Source organism: Citrobacter sp. S-77, assembly GCF_963864895.1.
In the GTDB taxonomy this organism is placed as follows: Bacteria; Pseudomonadota; Gammaproteobacteria; order Enterobacterales; family Enterobacteriaceae; genus Citrobacter; species Citrobacter murliniae.
In genome coordinates, this window is the sequence record NZ_CAWLWU010000002.1 from 2,280,072 (window position 1) to 2,296,707 (window position 16,636).

General features: G+C 48.6%; 10 protein-coding genes. 6 read left to right on the plus strand and 4 right to left on the minus strand.

Features of this window, described 5'->3' with window-relative positions:
* Positions 1-23: 23 nt before the first annotated feature.
* The 3 genes from ynaL to AACS05_RS11395 form a co-directional block, all read right to left on the minus strand.
* Entirely contained in the window at positions 24-206 is a 183-nt protein-coding gene (gene ynaL, locus AACS05_RS11385; protein WP_071828929.1) for a proline-rich small protein YnaL, read from the minus strand.
* Positions 207-481: 275 nt separating this feature from the next.
* Entirely contained in the window at positions 482-1,465 is a 984-nt protein-coding gene (gene zntB / locus AACS05_RS11390) for a zinc transporter ZntB (RefSeq protein WP_045442872.1), read from the minus strand.
* Between the two features lie 149 nt (positions 1,466-1,614).
* Positions 1,615-2,781 carry a methyl-accepting chemotaxis protein gene (locus tag AACS05_RS11395; RefSeq protein ID WP_045449608.1) on the minus strand — a complete coding sequence of 389 codons (1,167 nt, stop codon included), beginning with the start codon at positions 2,779-2,781 and terminating at the stop codon, positions 1,615-1,617.
* A gap of 406 nt (positions 2,782-3,187) precedes the next feature.
* On the opposite strand from AACS05_RS11395, the gene AACS05_RS11400 reads away from it, so the two are divergent.
* Together AACS05_RS11400 and AACS05_RS11405 are read left to right on the plus strand one after the other, a co-directional pair.
* The gene (locus tag AACS05_RS11400) at positions 3,188-5,302 is read left to right on the plus strand and encodes a putative bifunctional diguanylate cyclase/phosphodiesterase (protein ID WP_045442875.1); all 2,115 of its coding nucleotides are present in this window, start codon (positions 3,188-3,190) and stop codon (positions 5,300-5,302) included.
* Between the two features lie 162 nt (positions 5,303-5,464).
* The gene (locus tag AACS05_RS11405; protein WP_045442878.1) at positions 5,465-6,697 is read left to right on the plus strand and encodes a GGDEF domain-containing protein; all 1,233 of its coding nucleotides are present in this window, start codon (positions 5,465-5,467) and stop codon (positions 6,695-6,697) included.
* Between the two features lie 11 nt (positions 6,698-6,708).
* Here AACS05_RS11405 and smrA read toward each other — a convergent pair whose 3' ends face one another.
* Complete coding sequence (smrA, locus tag AACS05_RS11410; protein ID WP_045442881.1) at positions 6,709-7,272, minus strand: DNA endonuclease SmrA; 564 nt, start codon at positions 7,270-7,272, stop codon at positions 6,709-6,711.
* 200 nt (positions 7,273-7,472) lie between these two features.
* On the opposite strand from smrA, the gene ogt reads away from it, so the two are divergent.
* The 4 genes from ogt to AACS05_RS11430 all read left to right on the plus strand — a co-directional run bounded on the left by ogt (position 7,473) and on the right by AACS05_RS11430 (position 16,636).
* A complete protein-coding gene (gene ogt / locus AACS05_RS11415) occupies positions 7,473-7,988 on the plus strand; it encodes a methylated-DNA--[protein]-cysteine S-methyltransferase (protein WP_045442884.1) in 516 nt (171 codons plus the stop codon).
* A gap of 194 nt (positions 7,989-8,182) precedes the next feature.
* Complete coding sequence (gene fnr / locus AACS05_RS11420) at positions 8,183-8,935, plus strand: fumarate/nitrate reduction transcriptional regulator Fnr (RefSeq protein WP_003020397.1); 753 nt, start codon at positions 8,183-8,185, stop codon at positions 8,933-8,935.
* A 626-nt stretch (positions 8,936-9,561) separates the two neighbouring features.
* Positions 9,562-14,886, plus strand: coding sequence for a peroxidase family protein (locus tag AACS05_RS11425; protein ID WP_045442888.1), 5,325 nt, complete (start codon positions 9,562-9,564; stop codon positions 14,884-14,886).
* Between the two features lie 10 nt (positions 14,887-14,896).
* On the plus strand, positions 14,897-16,636 hold the full coding sequence (locus tag AACS05_RS11430) for a type I secretion system permease/ATPase (protein WP_045442891.1): 1,740 nt from the start codon (positions 14,897-14,899) through the stop codon (positions 16,634-16,636).

The window sequence follows — 16,636 nt, forward strand, 5'->3', positions numbered from 1 at the left end:
TATCTCGCGGTAAAAACTCACATTCAGCAGGCGCGTATCCTCGCAGATCTCCGCCTGTGATGCGACAATTTAATCGGTTCTTGATCCGGTGGTGGGTCCGGCATCGGTTGCGGACGGGGTATCGGATCGGGTACAGGGACCGGGTCGGTAGGTAACGACTCGGCGTTTGGGACTTGTAGCTGCAGTAATGCAATCAGGCAGGTCATATTATCCTCCAGTCAATCAGGCTGACTCTTTTAGGGTAGACGCTGATTTCCTGCAGGCAAAAAAAAGCCGACTAATCTAAGTCGGCGTCGTACGAATCAATTGTGCTATGCAGTAATTCAAAAAAGGAAGTAAGACAATATGGAGCGCAACGCCCATCGCTTGACGTTGCATTCACCTGCGAGAGAGATATTGCCCCGAATAGGTAGATGGTTTATTGACTTCGCTCAAAAGAATGGGCGTTTTCATCTGCGAAAGGCTCTAAAAAACGTTGTTGTTACAACCATTTACTACGATGCAACCATAAAGTAACACCACCAATCAGGACAACTAACAGAATACAAAACAACGAGAAGCCAAATTGCCAGCCTCCACCAGGAATGCCTCCGAGGTTAACGCCGAATAATCCGGTTAAAAATGTGCTGGGCAGAAAGACCATTGCCATCAATGACATGGTATAGGTTCTGCGAGCCAACGATTCCTGCATAACCTGCGCAATTTCATCCGCCATAATGCCGGTTCGGGCGATACAAGCGTCTATCTCATCCAGACCTCTTCCCAGTCTGTCGGAAATATCCTGCATCCGGCGGCGCTGGTCGTCGGTCATCCACGGTAAACGGTCACTCGCTAAACGAGAGTAAACATCGCGTTGAGGAGCCATGTAGCGACGCATGACAATCAGTTGCTTACGCAGTAATGCCAGAAAGCCTCGTGGCGGGATTTGCTGATCAAGCAAATTGTCTTCCAGGTCGATGATTTTATCATGCAGTTGCTCGATAAATTCGCTGGCATGATCGGTCAAGGCATCGCACACATCGACCAACCAGCCTCCGCAATCATTCGGTCCCGTCCCTTCCTCCAGCTCGCTGACCACATCATCCAGCGCCAAAACTTTACGCTGGCGTGTAGAAACAATCAGACGCTCATCCATATACACACGCATCGCGACAAGCTGGTCTGGACGTTCATCGGTGCTGCCATTAATACAGCGCAACGTGATCAACGTGCCTTCGCCCATTCGGCTTACGCGCGGGCGCATGCTTTCTCCTGCCAGCGCATCACGCACATTGTTAGGAAGTAACGGCGTTGTCGCCAGCCATTGCGCGCTATCCGGATGGGTATAATTAAGATGCAACCAACAGGGATGCTGACTGTCGATAACATCGTTATCATCAAGCGGTTTCACCCCACCTTGGCCATCCAGCAGCCAGGCAAATACGGCATCCGGCACATTAACTTCAGATCCCCTAATGGCTTCCACAGCACCTCCACATACACTCAGCTTTTTCGTTAGTCTAGCCTTCAGAATATGTTAAGCAATATCTCATTGTCCCATTGTGCTGAAATGATTCAGAAAAATGTTCAGATAAAGTAAAAAGCGCCGACGATGTCAGCGCTTTTACAGCAGGATTAGAATGAATGACCATATCTATCCCGTCGACTTATTCCTGTTACAACAGAACTGCCTCTGGATTGTGTGAGTGGATCAGCCACTGAGATAGTACTCAAGCGAAATTTATGTGTTCGGGACTGGAGGTCATTCACCTGACTTTTCAGAATACCTGAAGAGTCAGATAATTCATCGACCATGATGGCATTGCTTTGGGTCACATTTTCCAGTTCAGCCAGGGCTTGGGTAATCTTCGTGATCCCTTTTTCCTGCTCCTGCGTTGTCGTCAGTATTTCACCCATCAACTGGTTTAATTGGCCGGCACCATCGACAATGTCCTGCATATTTTTTTCTGCTTCGCGCACAACAGCTGCACCCTGCTGAACATTGTAATGTGTCTCATCAATTAGCCGTTTAATATTTTTTGCCGCCTCTGCGCTACGATGTGCAAGTATTCTCACTTCACCTGCAACCACGGAAAATCCTTTACCATGCTCACCTGCCCTTGCTGCCTCCACTGCGGCATTCAGTGCCAGGATGTTCGTCTGAAATGCAATGCCATCTATCAGCGTAATAATTTCCGTCATCTGTTCCGCACATTCAGTAATAGAGCGCATATTTGACGCTACCTGCACCATTAATTCGCCGCCCTGACGCGCGGATTGCGTCGCGATATTAGCCTGAGCGCTGGCCATCTGCGTGTTATCCGCATTATTTCGTGTGCTGACTGCGATTTCATCCATGTTTGCGGTTGTTTGCATTAATGCCCCTGATTGCTGTTCCGTTTTAACTGACAGCTCAGCACTGCGCTCGGCGAGTTGTTCTGAGAGCGTCAGCGCAGTTCTTGAGGACGTTCTTATCTCACTGACTAAGGATGAAATATTGTTCGACAAGCTATTAATACCGGGAATGAGCCGACCTGCACAGTTATTTCCGAATTCTGGAATGCTGATTGCCAGATTCCCTGATGTAACCTCTTCGATACTCCTTTTTACGGTATTGATCGGCACCACCAGGTATTTTGTCATGTACCACCACAGACATAATATAGAAATAGCATTTACAATATTAGCGTAAATAATTACATCCAGTCCGGCAGATAATATGAATTCAACGACATTGACGATAACAAGAGTGAACACCAGAAATAAAATAATAAACGTCCTGACACTGATGTTATTTAACATATGATCCTGCTTATCAAGGAATAATGCGGGTATTATTTTTATAGCATCTGCGATGTAGATTGCCATTACTCCATAACGAAACCTGAACATTCAATTAGAGCATGCCGCCTTTTCACTTAAGTCACAGTATTACGCCATCAGTTTATGCTAGCTTGGTATTTTATCCTGATAACGATGAAAATCTGGCGGGCTGTCGATGTTTTGTAATGCCAGCCGGGTTAAGCCCTCCCTTCTAAACCTATAAATTTAATTAATGCTTATATAAGTAAACTATGGGTATTGGCTTGCTATGCATGCTTCAACTAATACTGCGGGTAAAAAAATAAGAGCGCTCCTGGTTTTACCAGGTTAACTGGACAAAACCTGCTAAATTTATCATCACGGCTTTTTTTCGATGGGTAGTATGATGTTGCACGTTTCGTGGGACCCTGTATTGATTGGGATTTCCTTTGTTGTCGCTTTTATCGCCTCTTTTATTGCTCTCGATAGTGCGGGCAAAGTTGCTATATCCAGTCGACGAGAATCTACCTTCTGGCGACTATCTGGTGGAGCAACGTTGGGCATGGGGATCTGGTCAATGCACTTTATCGGCATGCTGGCCATGAAAATGAACATGCCCATAAACTATCACGTTCCCCTCACCGCCTTTTCTTTCTTTATCGCGCTTGCCAGCGCAACCCTCGCTATTAATATTGCGATCTCTGGCAAGACGTTATCGATAAAACGGCTTGCCATCGCGACAAGCGTATTGAGCACCGGCGTGGTGACTATGCATTACGTCGGCATGGCCGCCATTATCGAGCATGCCGCCATTACATGGGATTACTCACTTATACTGCTCTCGGTGATCATTGCTGTTGGCGCATCGGGAGTCGGTTTATGGCTTGCTTTTCATTTACGACAAAATACCCGACGTGTATTGATTAACCGACTTATTGCCGCGCTGATTATGGCGCTGGCAATCGCCTCCATGCATTATACCGGGATGGGGGCGGCGACCTTCACGCACGCAGGGCACGGTCAGAACGACGGGATCGGTACGCTTGAATTGTCCATCTGGGTGTCAGCCATTACTCTGGTAATTCTGGGTATTATGCTGGTTATCTCGATGGTGGACTCTCAACTGCGTACATCCCGGTTGGCTGACAATCTGCATCAGCTAAACTGCCAGCTTGAGCATCAGGTACACTTCGATTCTTTGACCGGCCTGGCTAATCGTGCGCAATTCGACGCCTGTTTGCAGGCCTGCCTGCGGCATTCCAAACTCCATCAACAACGCTTTGCGCTGGTCTTTATCGACCTCGATCGGTTCAAAGTCGTCAATGATACCTGGGGGCATCACATTGGCGATCAGCTACTGATTGCCAGTACTCAACGGATCTATACATGCCTTGATGACACCATGACACTCGCAAGACTGGGGGGCGATGAGTTTATTCTTCTGGTGCCCGACAGTAACAAAGATGCTATCTCCGCCCTGCTTACCCGAATTGCCAGTGTCATTAAAGAACCTTTTACACTGTTCGGACGCACTATCAGGGTCTCGTTAAGTGCAGGAAGCAGTATTTATCCTGAGCACGGTTCAACGCTGCATGAGCTCAAAGTGAAGGCAGACATGGCGATGTACCATGTCAAACAGGCTGGCAGAAACGGCTGGGCGCTTTATTCACCGGAAATGGAGACTATTGCCGCTACGCCTCCCACCTTTTTACAGGAACTGTCGCAAGCGCTTGAGCGGAATCAATTTGAGTTGTGGTATCAGCCGAAATATACCGCAGGCAATCATTCGCTGGCCGGTTTTGAAGCGTTACTGCGTTGGCATCACCCTGAGCGCGGTGTGCTGTTGCCTGCTGAGTTTCTGCCTGCACTTGAGGAAACAGGTCTGATACTTCCTGTTGGTACCTGGGTTCTCCAGCAGGCCTGCTTCCAGTTGCATCAGTGGAAATCTCAGGGTCATGGAGAGTGGACTCTCGCGGTGAATCTCTCACCCGCGCAGTTTGAACAACATGATATCGTCGATATTGTCTGCAACGCTCTGGCACAATATCAACTTTCACCTGCGCAATTAACACTGGAACTCACTGAGAGTACCGCGCTTAAAAATCTCAAACGCAGTGTGGAAGTATTGAATGCCTTTTCTGCTCTTGGGATCATCGTTTCTATTGATGATTTCGGCACTGGTTATTCAAATATATTGATGTTGAAATCTCTCCCGGCCCGGGAATTAAAAATCGACAGAATATTTGTTAAAGATATTAGCGAAAACAACAAGAACACAAAAATCGTGTCTACTATTATTGACATAGCCCAATCCATGAATATGTGCGTTGTTGCTGAGGGAATAGAGACTCCGGAACAGGAAGCGTTGCTAACCCAAATGGGGTGCGGAGTATTACAAGGTTTCCTGTTTGCTAAGCCGCTGCCAGCGCACAGAATCCATGAGTTGCTGCAAACAGAAAGTACCGTTAAAACTAAACCAGTCTTACAGCCATTATCTCACCGTCAATCAATAACATTGTGAGCGTGAACAATAAGAATTAGAGCCTGGCCCAGTAGGCGTACATTATTGCAGCCAATTTAGAACTCTGTCGGGGCCAAAATGGCAAATAAAATAACCTAATGGGACAGGCTCTTATTCGCCCTTAAACCGGCAACACAGCATATAAAGATAACGGGATTATCGATGAGCACAACTGAACTGCATTCACTGGATTTATTAACCATTCCGGTCTGGATCGTTTTGCCCCACACCGAAGAGCTGGTATTCGCCAATGCCGTTGCGCGGGAAATAATGCCTGAGCCGAGCTTTTCCCGACTCAGGAGGGGAATATTCTCGACCCATGCCCAGGCGGATTTGCCGATGTATCTCAGTGATTTGAGAAATCATCACGACATTGTAGAAATTATCACCGTTTATAGGGATGGCGCGGAAATAGCACTGTCCTGCCGCCTGTCTATAAGAACTCTCGCCAACGTTGGTGATGTTATCCTTTTTGAAGGTATTGAGACCCCCAGCGCACAGGGGCTGAAAGCCAGTCGTTCCGCTACCTATCAGCGTAAGAAACAAGGGTTTTACGCGCGTTTTTTTCTGACAAACTCAGCGCCGATGTTGCTCATCGACCCCTCACGCGATGGGCTTATTGTCGATGCGAATTTGAGCGCGCTAACTTTCTATGGCTACAGCCATGACGTGATGTGCCAGAAACACACCTGGGAAATAAATATGCTGGGCCGTCATATACTACCGGTAATGCACAAAATAGCGCATTTGCCTGGTGGCCATAAGCCCTTACATTTTGTTCATAAACTTGCTGATGGCAGCACCCGTCACGTACAAACCTACGCCGGTCCCATTGAGATTTACGGCAACAAACTCATGTTGTGCATCATTCATGATATTACTGAACAAAAGCGCCTGGAACAGGAGCTGGAACGGGCAGCCCTTCATGACGCATTGACCGGGTTACTTAACCGCAGACATTTTTATCAAATTACCGAGCCCGAACAGACACACGCTATATCATTAACTCAGGATTACAGCCTGCTGCTGATCGACACCGATCGGTTTAAGAGCATTAACGATCTCTTCGGTCATTTAAAAGGAGATGAAGTGCTTTGCGCTCTGGCTCGCACGCTGGAATCTTGCGCGAGAAAAGACGATTTGATTTTTCGCTGGGGTGGTGAAGAGTTTGTCTTGCTGCTGCCTCGTACGTCTCTGGATGTCGCCATTAATCTTGCTGAGGTGATACGCGCGACGGTAGCCAGGGTCACTCTTCCTGGTCTGCCCCGCTTTACCGTGAGCATCGGCGTGGCACGTCACGAAGCTAACGAAAGCATTGATGAGTTATTCAAGCGCGTGGACGACGCGCTATATAAAGCCAAGAATGAAGGCAGGAACAGAGTGCTGGCAGCCTGAGGTTGAATCAGTTAGCGGCTACGTTTCGCGTGACGTTCCCAGTTATCCTGTTTTGCCTGCGCCGTTTTACGTAACGCAACATAGCACGCTCCACTGCCACCATGATGCGGCAGTGCGGTGCAATAGGCCTGCACATCGTTAAACTCCGTCAGCCAGCGCGCCACGTAACTGCGTACAATATTGGCATGGGAATTATCGTCACGTCCCTTGCCATGAATAACCAGTACGTTACGCAAACCATCCTGTTGTGCCTGAAGAATAAAGCTGAATAGCATCTGACGGCATTTTTCGACGGGCTGACGCAGAAGGTTGAGGCTCGCCTGCTGAGGATATTTTCCGGTACGCAACTTGTCGATAACGCCATGCTGCAAACCTTCGCGACGAAACTCCAGTGGTACGCTTAGAGGTACGATATCGAGGAAGCCTGTCGAGAGGTAATTATCTAATTGCAGTGTATCGATACGTGCCGGAGTACGCAGGTTTCGTACAGGTTGCCAGTGAACATCAGCGCAGCCTTTCAGAGGTTCAACATCCCCCATTGCCTCAAGAAACAGCGATGCATCATCAAGGTTCATGTTTCATCCTCCAGCGTTTTTGCGACGGCCATTATCATAACCGCGCAGTATTACACGGACAACGGTTTACGGTAATTTCCAATAATTCGCATAGATAACGAGGAGTTCAATAGTGGATCTAAGGGGGTATAGCTGTGTATATCAATGGCGTGATATTGTGTGATCCCGCTGAATTGCCGCGCCTGTAATGAGAGAAACGGATGCTGAATTTACTTGAAGACACTATCGCAACGCCACTGGGGCCACTGTGGGTTATTTGTGACGAGCAGTTTCGCCTGCGCGCCGTGGAATGGGACCAGCACCGTGATCGCATGGAACAACTACTGGATATTCATTATCGTACTGAGGGTTATCGGCGTAGTGCCGTCAAAAATCCCGGCGGGTTGAGCGACAAGCTGTCAGACTATTTTGCAGGAAACCTTAGCATCATTGACTCGCTTGAAACCGCGACCGCGGGAACACCTTTCCAGCGAGAAGTATGGCAAGCACTACGCACAATCCCGTGCGGACAGGTGATGCATTATGGACAACTGGCAGAGAAGTTGGGGCGTCCTGGCGCAGCCAGAGCCGTTGGTGCCGCGAATGGTTCTAATCCGGTGAGTATCGTTGTCCCCTGCCATCGCGTTATTGGACGTAACGGCACAATGACAGGATATGCTGGTGGTGTGCAGCGAAAAGAGTGGTTGTTGCGCCACGAAGGCTATTTGCTTCTCTAGGATCCAGGCAATAAATGCCTTATTCATCACACTTCCACATATAACACCCTCAAATAAAATGCGGTTAATCAGATAGATACAAACATTCAACCAGCTTATGCCTGAATTATTCTCTATTGGGAGTAGCTCAGGCTTACGTGCTCACCAAAAAGATGTTAAAATTGACAAATATCAATTACGGCTTGAGCAGACCTATGATCCCGGAAAAGCGAATTATACGGCGCATTCAGTCTGGCGGTTGTGCTATCCATTGCCAGGATTGCAGCATCAGCCAGCTTTGCATCCCGTTCACACTTAACGAGCATGAGCTTGACCAGCTCGACAACATCATCGAGCGCAAAAAGCCTATCCAAAAAGGACAGACGCTTTTTAAAGCAGGTGATGAGCTTAAATCACTCTATGCGATCCGCTCCGGTACGATAAAAAGTTACACCATTACCGAACAGGGCGATGAGCAAATTACCGGCTTTCATCTGGCTGGCGACCTGGTTGGTTTCGATGCCATTGGCAGCGGCCATCACCCAAGTTTCGCCCAGGCGCTTGAAACCTCAATGGTATGCGAAATTCCGTTCGAAACTCTGGACGATCTGTCCGGTAAGATGCCTAACCTGCGTCAGCAGATGATGCGTCTGATGAGCGGCGAGATCAAAGGCGATCAGGACATGATCCTGTTGTTGTCAAAGAAAAATGCGGAAGAGCGCTTGGCGGCCTTTATCTACAATCTGTCCCGTCGTTTCGCACAACGTGGCTTCTCACCTCGCGAATTCCGTCTGACAATGACTCGTGGCGATATTGGTAATTACCTTGGATTGACGGTCGAAACTATCAGCCGTCTGTTGGGTCGTTTCCAGAAAAGTGGCATGTTGGCGGTAAAAGGCAAATATATCACTATCGAGAACAGCGATGCGCTGGCGGTCCTTGCCGGTCACACACGAAACGTTGCTTAATCTTTCAGGTTAACCTTCTGTCAAATCGTTAAATTTCCCGATTTATTGATTTGGCAGGAGGTTCTCTCCTTTTTCACATAATCCCTTCCCTTTTAAAAAAAGCCTTCAACAGTACAGACGTTTATTACAGTCTGCTGTTTCATTTTTTATTTTCTTTTTAAGCCCGATTCAGTGTAAAAATAATTTGACATCAATTGAAATGTAAAGAAATGAAAATTTAATCTTATTCATAATAAAGTATGAGTGAAGTCGGTCCAGGAAAATCCATAGTTATGATCATAACAAAAATGTAATGTGAGATAAAAACCCCAACAAAATTAAACATTGCAAGACATCGTCTTCTTCCCACCCCGTGTGCCTTGAATATGCCTGCAGATTCAATGGTTCAGGGCTGCCTGCAACTCGCTGAAACTGAATTCATAAGTGAGGTGAATGTATTATTACGACCGGTATAAAGCTCAGGAGAATACCTCTAATTACGTAGTTATATTTTTAGTCATTAAATAAATGGACTTAAAAGACGTAATAACAATTAAGCATCAAATACGACTCATTCTCATGTCAATTTGTAAACAGAAGAATTGAGTGATGATAGCTAAATTAAGGTAAAGATAGGGGTAATTATTATGGCCTCACAATATGACTTTACTGTCACACTGCACGATCTCGCTTTTATTCTCAAGCAGATCAAAATATCAGAAGCCGCAACTAACCCTGACGGCACCATCAATGGTGATGAACTTCGTGAGTTAGTCTCCAGCCCATTGTTACCGTATGGGCTACGCACTGTTGATGGTTCATGGAATAACCTACTGCCGGGTCAGGAGCTATACGGTTCAGCCGATCAGACTATGCCGCGGTTAACAGCACTGAACTGGCAGGACGCAGATCAAATGACCAGTTACACCCAAATCGGTGGGACGGTTATTGATGCTGACCCTCGGGTTATCAGTAATTTAATATCTGACCAAACGGCATCTAACCCGGCTGCGTTGGAAGTTTACAACTCATTAAAAAATGCTCCCGGAGGAGGAACCACTTCGGAAAATGGCAGTTTGTCCATTCCAAACCAGTCTCCAGATATTGGTCTCTCCCCTGCTTTTAATGGCTGGATGACCTTTTTTGGTCAGTTTTTTGACCATGGGCTGGACTTAATACCAAAAGGAGGAAATGGCATTGTCTTCATTCCGTTGCAACCCGACGATCCTTTATACGTAAAAGGATCGCCGACAAATTTCATGGTATTAACTCGGGCACAAGTTGATGAAAACCATGAAACTGTAAACCTCACCACTCCATTCATTGATCAAAACCAAACCTATACCTCCCACCCTTCGCATCAGATTTTTATCCGTGAGTACGTATTAATCGACGGTAAACCGGAACCTACTGGTAATTTATTAGGCGGAGTTAATGGCGGACTGGCAACCTGGGCTGATGTTAAAAACCAGGCCGAAAGTTTGCTGGGAATTAAACTCACCGATCAAGATGTTTTTAATGTTCCACTTCTGGCGACTGACCGCTACGGTAATTTGATTTTAAGTGAAAATGGTAAAGTACAGATTGTTACCACTGGCGGGTTAGTCGAAGCTAACGGTGGTCTATTACCGGATGGAACGCTCCGAACCGGGCATGCTTTTCTCGATGATATTGCACATACTGCAGCGCCAAAATCAGGTCTTGTGGCTGATAGTGATAATGCCATTGGGGGTGAACAACCTGCCGGCACCTATGATAACGAACTGCTCAACCGCCACTTTATCACCGGCGACGGACGTGGTAACGAGAACATTGGTTTAACCGCTGTACACGCAGTATTTCACAGCGAACATAACCGCCTGGTCGAACAATATAAAACTACCCTGCTGGAAACGGGTGATATTGCTCTTATTAATCAGTGGCTGATGCCGTCACACCAAATTACTGAGCTACCGGCAGATACCAGTACCCTGGTATGGAATGGTGAGTATCTATTCCAGGCGGGGCGCTTCTCCACGGAAATGCAGTATCAGCACCTCGTTTTTGAGGAGTTTGCGCGTACCGTACAACCCGCTGTCGATCCGTTTGTCTTCTCTAATACGGCGGATATTAATCCACTGATTTTTGCTGAGTTTGCGCATGTGGTTTACCGTTTTGGACATTCGATGCTCACAGAAACCGTGGCCCGTACCGACATCGATATGCAAAGCGGGGATATCGGCCTGATTGCCGCGTTCCTAAACCCGGTTGCATTTAATGAAATTAACGGTGTCACCGTTACTGACGATCAGGCGATCGGCGCAATTGTGCGTGGCATGACGCGGCAGGTTGGCAACGAAATTGATGAGTTTATTACTGATGCCCTGCGTAATAACCTGATTGGGCTGCCACTTGATTTAGGTGCGCTTAACATTGCCCGTGGCCGGGATACGGCAATGCCGACATTAAACCAGGCTCGCGAGCAGTTCTTTGAATTAAGCGGAGACTCTCAGCTACGGCCATATACCAGCTGGGCTGATTTTACGACGTACCTGAAAAACCCCGCTTCAATCATCAACTTTATGGCGGCCTACGGCCAGCATGAGTTGATTCTTAACGCCACCACCCTTGAAGGTAAACGCGCGGCGGTAAACTTTTTGTTGTTTGGTGATGCCAACAACTCCCCGCCAGCTGACGCAATGGACTTCTTCAACAGTACCGGTGCATGGGCCACCAAAGAATCTGGCCTGAATATGGTCGACTTCTGGATCGGTGGTCTGGCGGAACGTAAAAACGAATTTGGCGGGATGCTCGGTTCGACCTTCAACTTTGTTTTTGAAACACAAATGGAAATGTTGCAGGACGGCGACCGTTTCTACTATTTGAGCCGCGTTCAGGGGCTTAACTTGCTCAATGAACTGGAGGCGAACTCTTTTTCCGCCCTGGTGATGCGTAACAGCGACCTCGGTGAAAACGGTTCCTCTCACCTCCCCGCCAACCTCTTCCAGACGCCAGATCATATATTCGAGGTGAACCGTGTACTGCAAACGGAAATAGATCCTAAATGGGGTAACCCACTGAAAGATTTGCTTTCACCTTTGTTGGTACGTCGTGATCCCGGTGCCGATGTGAACGGTGATGGTTTTGCGGATGGTGGTTACCTTAAATATACCGGCGACGGACACGTCGTGCTCGGTGGTACCGCCGGAAACGATACGTTAATCGGTGGTAAAGGTATCGACAGCCTGTGGGGTGACGGCGGTGATGACCGTCTTGACGGTGGCGATGAAGCGGATGTGGTCCACGGCGGTGACGGTAATGACATCATTACAGACACCGGTACGCCCGTTGGCGATGCCGACTTCCTGCATGGGGATGCCGGGCACGATGTTATTTTCTCCGGCAACGGTAACGATCTGGTCTTTGGCGGCACTGGCAGTGACTTCGTGGTGGTAGGCGAAGATGCACAGGAAGTCTTCTCTGGGCAGGATAACGACTTTGCGCTGGGAGGATCGGGTGGCGACTTCCTGCTGGGTAATGAAGGCGACGACTGGCTGGAAGGTGGTGACGGATTTGACACGCTCGCTGGTGATAACTCTGAGTTGTTCTTCAACAGCACTATTATTGGTCATGATGTCCTGAACGGTCAGGGTAACGACACTGACTACGATGGTGAAGCCGGTGACGACATAATGGTTCAGGGCGCGGGCATTCAACGAAATAATGGTATGGCGGGTTTTGACTGGGCTATCCATAAAGGCGATCCGAACGGCGCTAACTCTGACCTCGGGATCCCTATTTTCGTGAACCAGCAAGAATTTATTCTGCGTGACCGTTTTGACCTGGTTGAAGGGCTATCAGGATGGAAACATAACGATGTGTTAACCGGCACTGAACAGCCCATCGGTACGGCCCCGGTTCAGGGTGTTCCTCTTTCCAACAACCTGACTCAGGAAGGTGCGGACAGAATTGACGGTCTACAGGCTATCCTGGGCGTAGAGCGTTCCGCTAACCCTGATACGGTTCTGCTGAATCCTGATGATGGTAGCGACATTTTACTCGGTGGCGGCGGCAGCGACCGTATAACCGGTAAGGCTGGTAATGACATTATCGATGGCGATGCCTGGCTGAATGTGCGCATTGCCGTAACCGGTATGGCAGGTCTCACCAGTGCCGAGAGTATGGCCGAATTGAAATCTTACATGCTGGATGGAACGTTGAAACCGAATCAACTGTCAATTGTGCGTGAAATCTTGCATGACGGTGATGGCACAGAAACGGATGTTGCGGTGTACCGTGACATTAGCAGCAACTATGCCTTTACCCGTATGGCAGATGGAAGCCTCCGGGTCGACCACGCAACACCAGATGCCGCCTTAAATCTTAATGATGGTATTGACCGTTTACTGAACATCGAAAAACTGGAGTTTGGTAACGGCGAACAGTTATGGGTAACGGCGCAAAAAGCGACTGGCGACCTTGCAATCAATAATGCTGCACCTTCTGTGGGCGACTTACTGCGCGTTAATCTGGCGAACTTGTTAGATGGTAACGGCCTCGCTGCGGATGTGGCAATCACGATGACATGGCAGGCATTTGTTAACGGCCAGTGGCGGGATCAGGCAACCGGGGTGGAGTTCAGAGTGCCGGGATCTATTCAGGGTGCTCCGCTGCGCGTCGTCGCCAGTTTCAACGATCGGATGGGCGATGCTGAAACCTTAGTATCAGCGCAAACCCAGGCGATCATGCCACGCAATCAGGCGACAACCGGCGTGCCAGTGATTAATGACCTGACGCCGACTGAAAGCCTGACGCTTACCGCCGTGGTATCAGGCATCGCTGATGCCGACGGCCTGAGCGGAGGCAATTTCACCTACCAATGGAGAATGAGTTCCCCGACCGGATTCGTCAATATTATCGGCGCGACATCGGCCACCTACACACCCGGTCAGGCGATGGTTGGACGGACGTTACAAGTGGTTGTCACCGTCATTGATGACGAAGGTAACCCCCCTGTTGTTCTGACATCAACAACTACTCAGCCTGTTGGCGACCTCATTGTGGGGACTAACGCCGGTAACACACTGACAGGTACTGCATGGAGTGACATTCTGCGCGGTGAAGGCGGTAATGACACCCTGCTTGGACGTGCGGGTGATGACCTGTTAGTTGGCGGGGCTGGTAACGACACGCTCTCTGGTGAAGCAGGACAAGACACGCTGCAAGGTGATGCAGGAAACGACATGCTTGATGGTGGTTTGGGTGCAGACAGCATGACGGGCGGAGCCGGAGATGACACCTATATCGTCGATGATTTTGGTGACGTAGTTATCGAAGGTGTTAATGGCGGGACGGATGTTGTCCGAACCAGTCTGAGCAGTTATGACCTGAGCGATAACGTTGAAGAATTGGTATTTACCGGAACCGGCAGTTTTATCGGTACCGGGAACGGGATTGCCAACATCATCACAGGTGGGGCCGGTAATGACCAACTGTTTGGTATGGGGGGCAACGACCAGTTGTTTGGTGGCGTCGGAAATGACTTCCTTGATGGTGGAGATGGCGCCGATAACCTGCAGGGTGGAAACGGTAACGACGTCATGATTGGCGGTGCTGGTGCCGATACGCTCTCCGGTGGGAACGGCGACGATATCCTCAATGGCCAGGAAGGAAATGACAATCTGGATGGCGGTGCCGGAAATGACATTTTTGCCTTCGGATCAAACTTTGGGCAAGACCGCATTACCGGCTTTGACAGTAACCCAAATGGCGGCCAGGACTATCTTGATCTGGTATTCCTTGGTATCAACGCGGGTAATTTTGCCAGCAGCGTTGCCATCACCGGAAGCAATGGCAACACCATCGTGACCATCGGCGCTGACACCATTACGTTAGTGGGCGTGAATTCAACCACCGTTAATATCGGTGATTTTTACCTGGAACTCCCAACCACACTTGCCAGTAATAACGGCAATAGTTCATTGATCGTATAAGGAGAAGACCATGTCGCGCCAGCATACGCCAACAGAACTGAATGATGCATTAAAAGGAACGAAACCCACTTTTCTTGTACTGTTATTTTTTAGTTGTGTGATTAATATGCTTATGCTGGCGCCGGCAATTTATATGCTACAGGTTTACGACCGTGTTCTGGTGAGTAAAAACACCACCACATTGTTAATGTTAACCTTATTGATTGTCGGCTTATACATCATCATTGCCATGATCGAATCTGCCCGTTCAAAGGTTATGGTTAGATTGGGTAACCGGCTTGATGTGAAATTGAGCCAACTGATTTTTAATTCGGCCTTTAAACGAAAAGTTGCCACCGGTGACAACAACCCCGCGCAGTCTTTAGCGGAGCTTGACCAGATCCGGCAATTTCTCTCCGGCAATAGCTTGTTTGCGTTACTGGATATTCCCTGGACGCCGATTTATCTATTTATCGCTTTTATTGTCCATCCCCTGTTGGGATATCTTTCGCTCGGTGGAATAACTCTGTTATTTATTCTGACGCTGGTATCAGAAATTGCCACCAAACGCCCTATCCAGCAAGCCCATGCGTTAACTATCACTAATGCCAGTAAACTGAATAAACAGTTGCAAAACTCCGATGCTATCGAAGCTATGGGAATGCTCTCCACCCTGAAATCCAACTGGCAGGAGCAGCATAATAAAGTACTGGTACTGCAAACACAGATAGCAGATAAAACGGCGGGATTAAGCAGTCTGAGTCGTTTTGTTCGGGTACTGCTGCAATCTATTGCGCTGGGTGCCGGTGCCTTACTGGTCATCGGCGGCCATATTACTCCGGGCCTGATGATTGCCGCGTCCATTATTCTTGGGCGAGTCCTGAACCCGGTCGAACAGGTTATCGGAAGCTGGAAACAGTTCGTGCAATTTCGCAGTGCGTGGCACCAGTTATCAAACCTGCTTAAAGAATACCCGGCGCCCAAAGACGTACTGCCCCTGCCGCGACCCAAAGGGAATATCAGCGTTGAGAGCGTATTCGCAGCGGCACCAGGCCAGCATGCTCCGCTATTGCGTAATATCTCATTTCAGCTCGAACAAGGGGAAGTGCTGGGGATTATTGGCCCCTCGGCATCAGGAAAAACATCGCTGGCTAAAGTTCTGGTTGGCGTCTGGAAACCGTTATCGGGAAAAGTCAGGCTGGATGGCGCAGATATCTGCCAGTGGGACAAAGAATTGCTCGGCCCCTCGATTGGCTATCTTCCACAGGATGTTGAACTGTTTGATGGCTCTATTGCGCAAAATATCGCCCGCTTCACGAAAAATGATAGCGAACTGATTGTCGCTGCGGCGCAACTGGCAGGTGTACACGAGATGATCCTGCGTCTGCCCCAGGGGTACGACACGTTACTGGGTGCTGGCGGGCACCAGCTCTCTGGCGGTCAACGCCAGCGCATTGGGCTGGCGCGCGCAGTCTACAATAACCCTGCATTTATTGTACTTGATGAGCCGAATGCCAATCTTGACGACGCCGGTGAATTCGCCCTCATCAAAGCTATTAATACCTTGCGTACACAAGGGCAAACCACCGTCATTATTTCACACAGACCCACACTACTCGGCGTGGTCAATAAGGTATTGCTTCTTAATGACGGAGCCATCCAGGAATTTGGTACCCGCGACCAGGTTTTTGCCAATCTACGGCAGGCCAATATATTAAAACCGGTTGCAACGTCTTCTTCATCCAACAATGAACAAAAACGCGAGGCATGA

Excerpts from the sequence above, each read along its gene's own strand:
- AACS05_RS11395 (WP_045449608.1), bottom strand. The coding sequence starts at position 2,781 with ATGTTAAATAACATCAGTGTCAGGACGTTTATTATTTTATTTCTGGTG.
- ogt (WP_045442884.1), top strand. The coding sequence starts at position 7,473 with ATGCTGAATTTACTTGAAGACACTATCGCAACGCCACTGGGGCCACTG.
- AACS05_RS11430 (WP_045442891.1), top strand. The coding sequence starts at position 14,897 with ATGTCGCGCCAGCATACGCCAACAGAACTGAATGATGCATTAAAAGGA.
- AACS05_RS11405 (WP_045442878.1), top strand. The coding sequence starts at position 5,465 with ATGAGCACAACTGAACTGCATTCACTGGATTTATTAACCATTCCGGTC.
- AACS05_RS11425 (WP_045442888.1), top strand. The coding sequence starts at position 9,562 with ATGGCCTCACAATATGACTTTACTGTCACACTGCACGATCTCGCTTTT.
- smrA (WP_045442881.1), bottom strand. The coding sequence starts at position 7,272 with ATGAACCTTGATGATGCATCGCTGTTTCTTGAGGCAATGGGGGATGTT.
- fnr (WP_003020397.1), top strand. The coding sequence starts at position 8,183 with ATGATCCCGGAAAAGCGAATTATACGGCGCATTCAGTCTGGCGGTTGT.
- ynaL (WP_071828929.1), bottom strand. The coding sequence starts at position 206 with ATGACCTGCCTGATTGCATTACTGCAGCTACAAGTCCCAAACGCCGAG.
- AACS05_RS11400 (WP_045442875.1), top strand. The coding sequence starts at position 3,188 with ATGTTGCACGTTTCGTGGGACCCTGTATTGATTGGGATTTCCTTTGTT.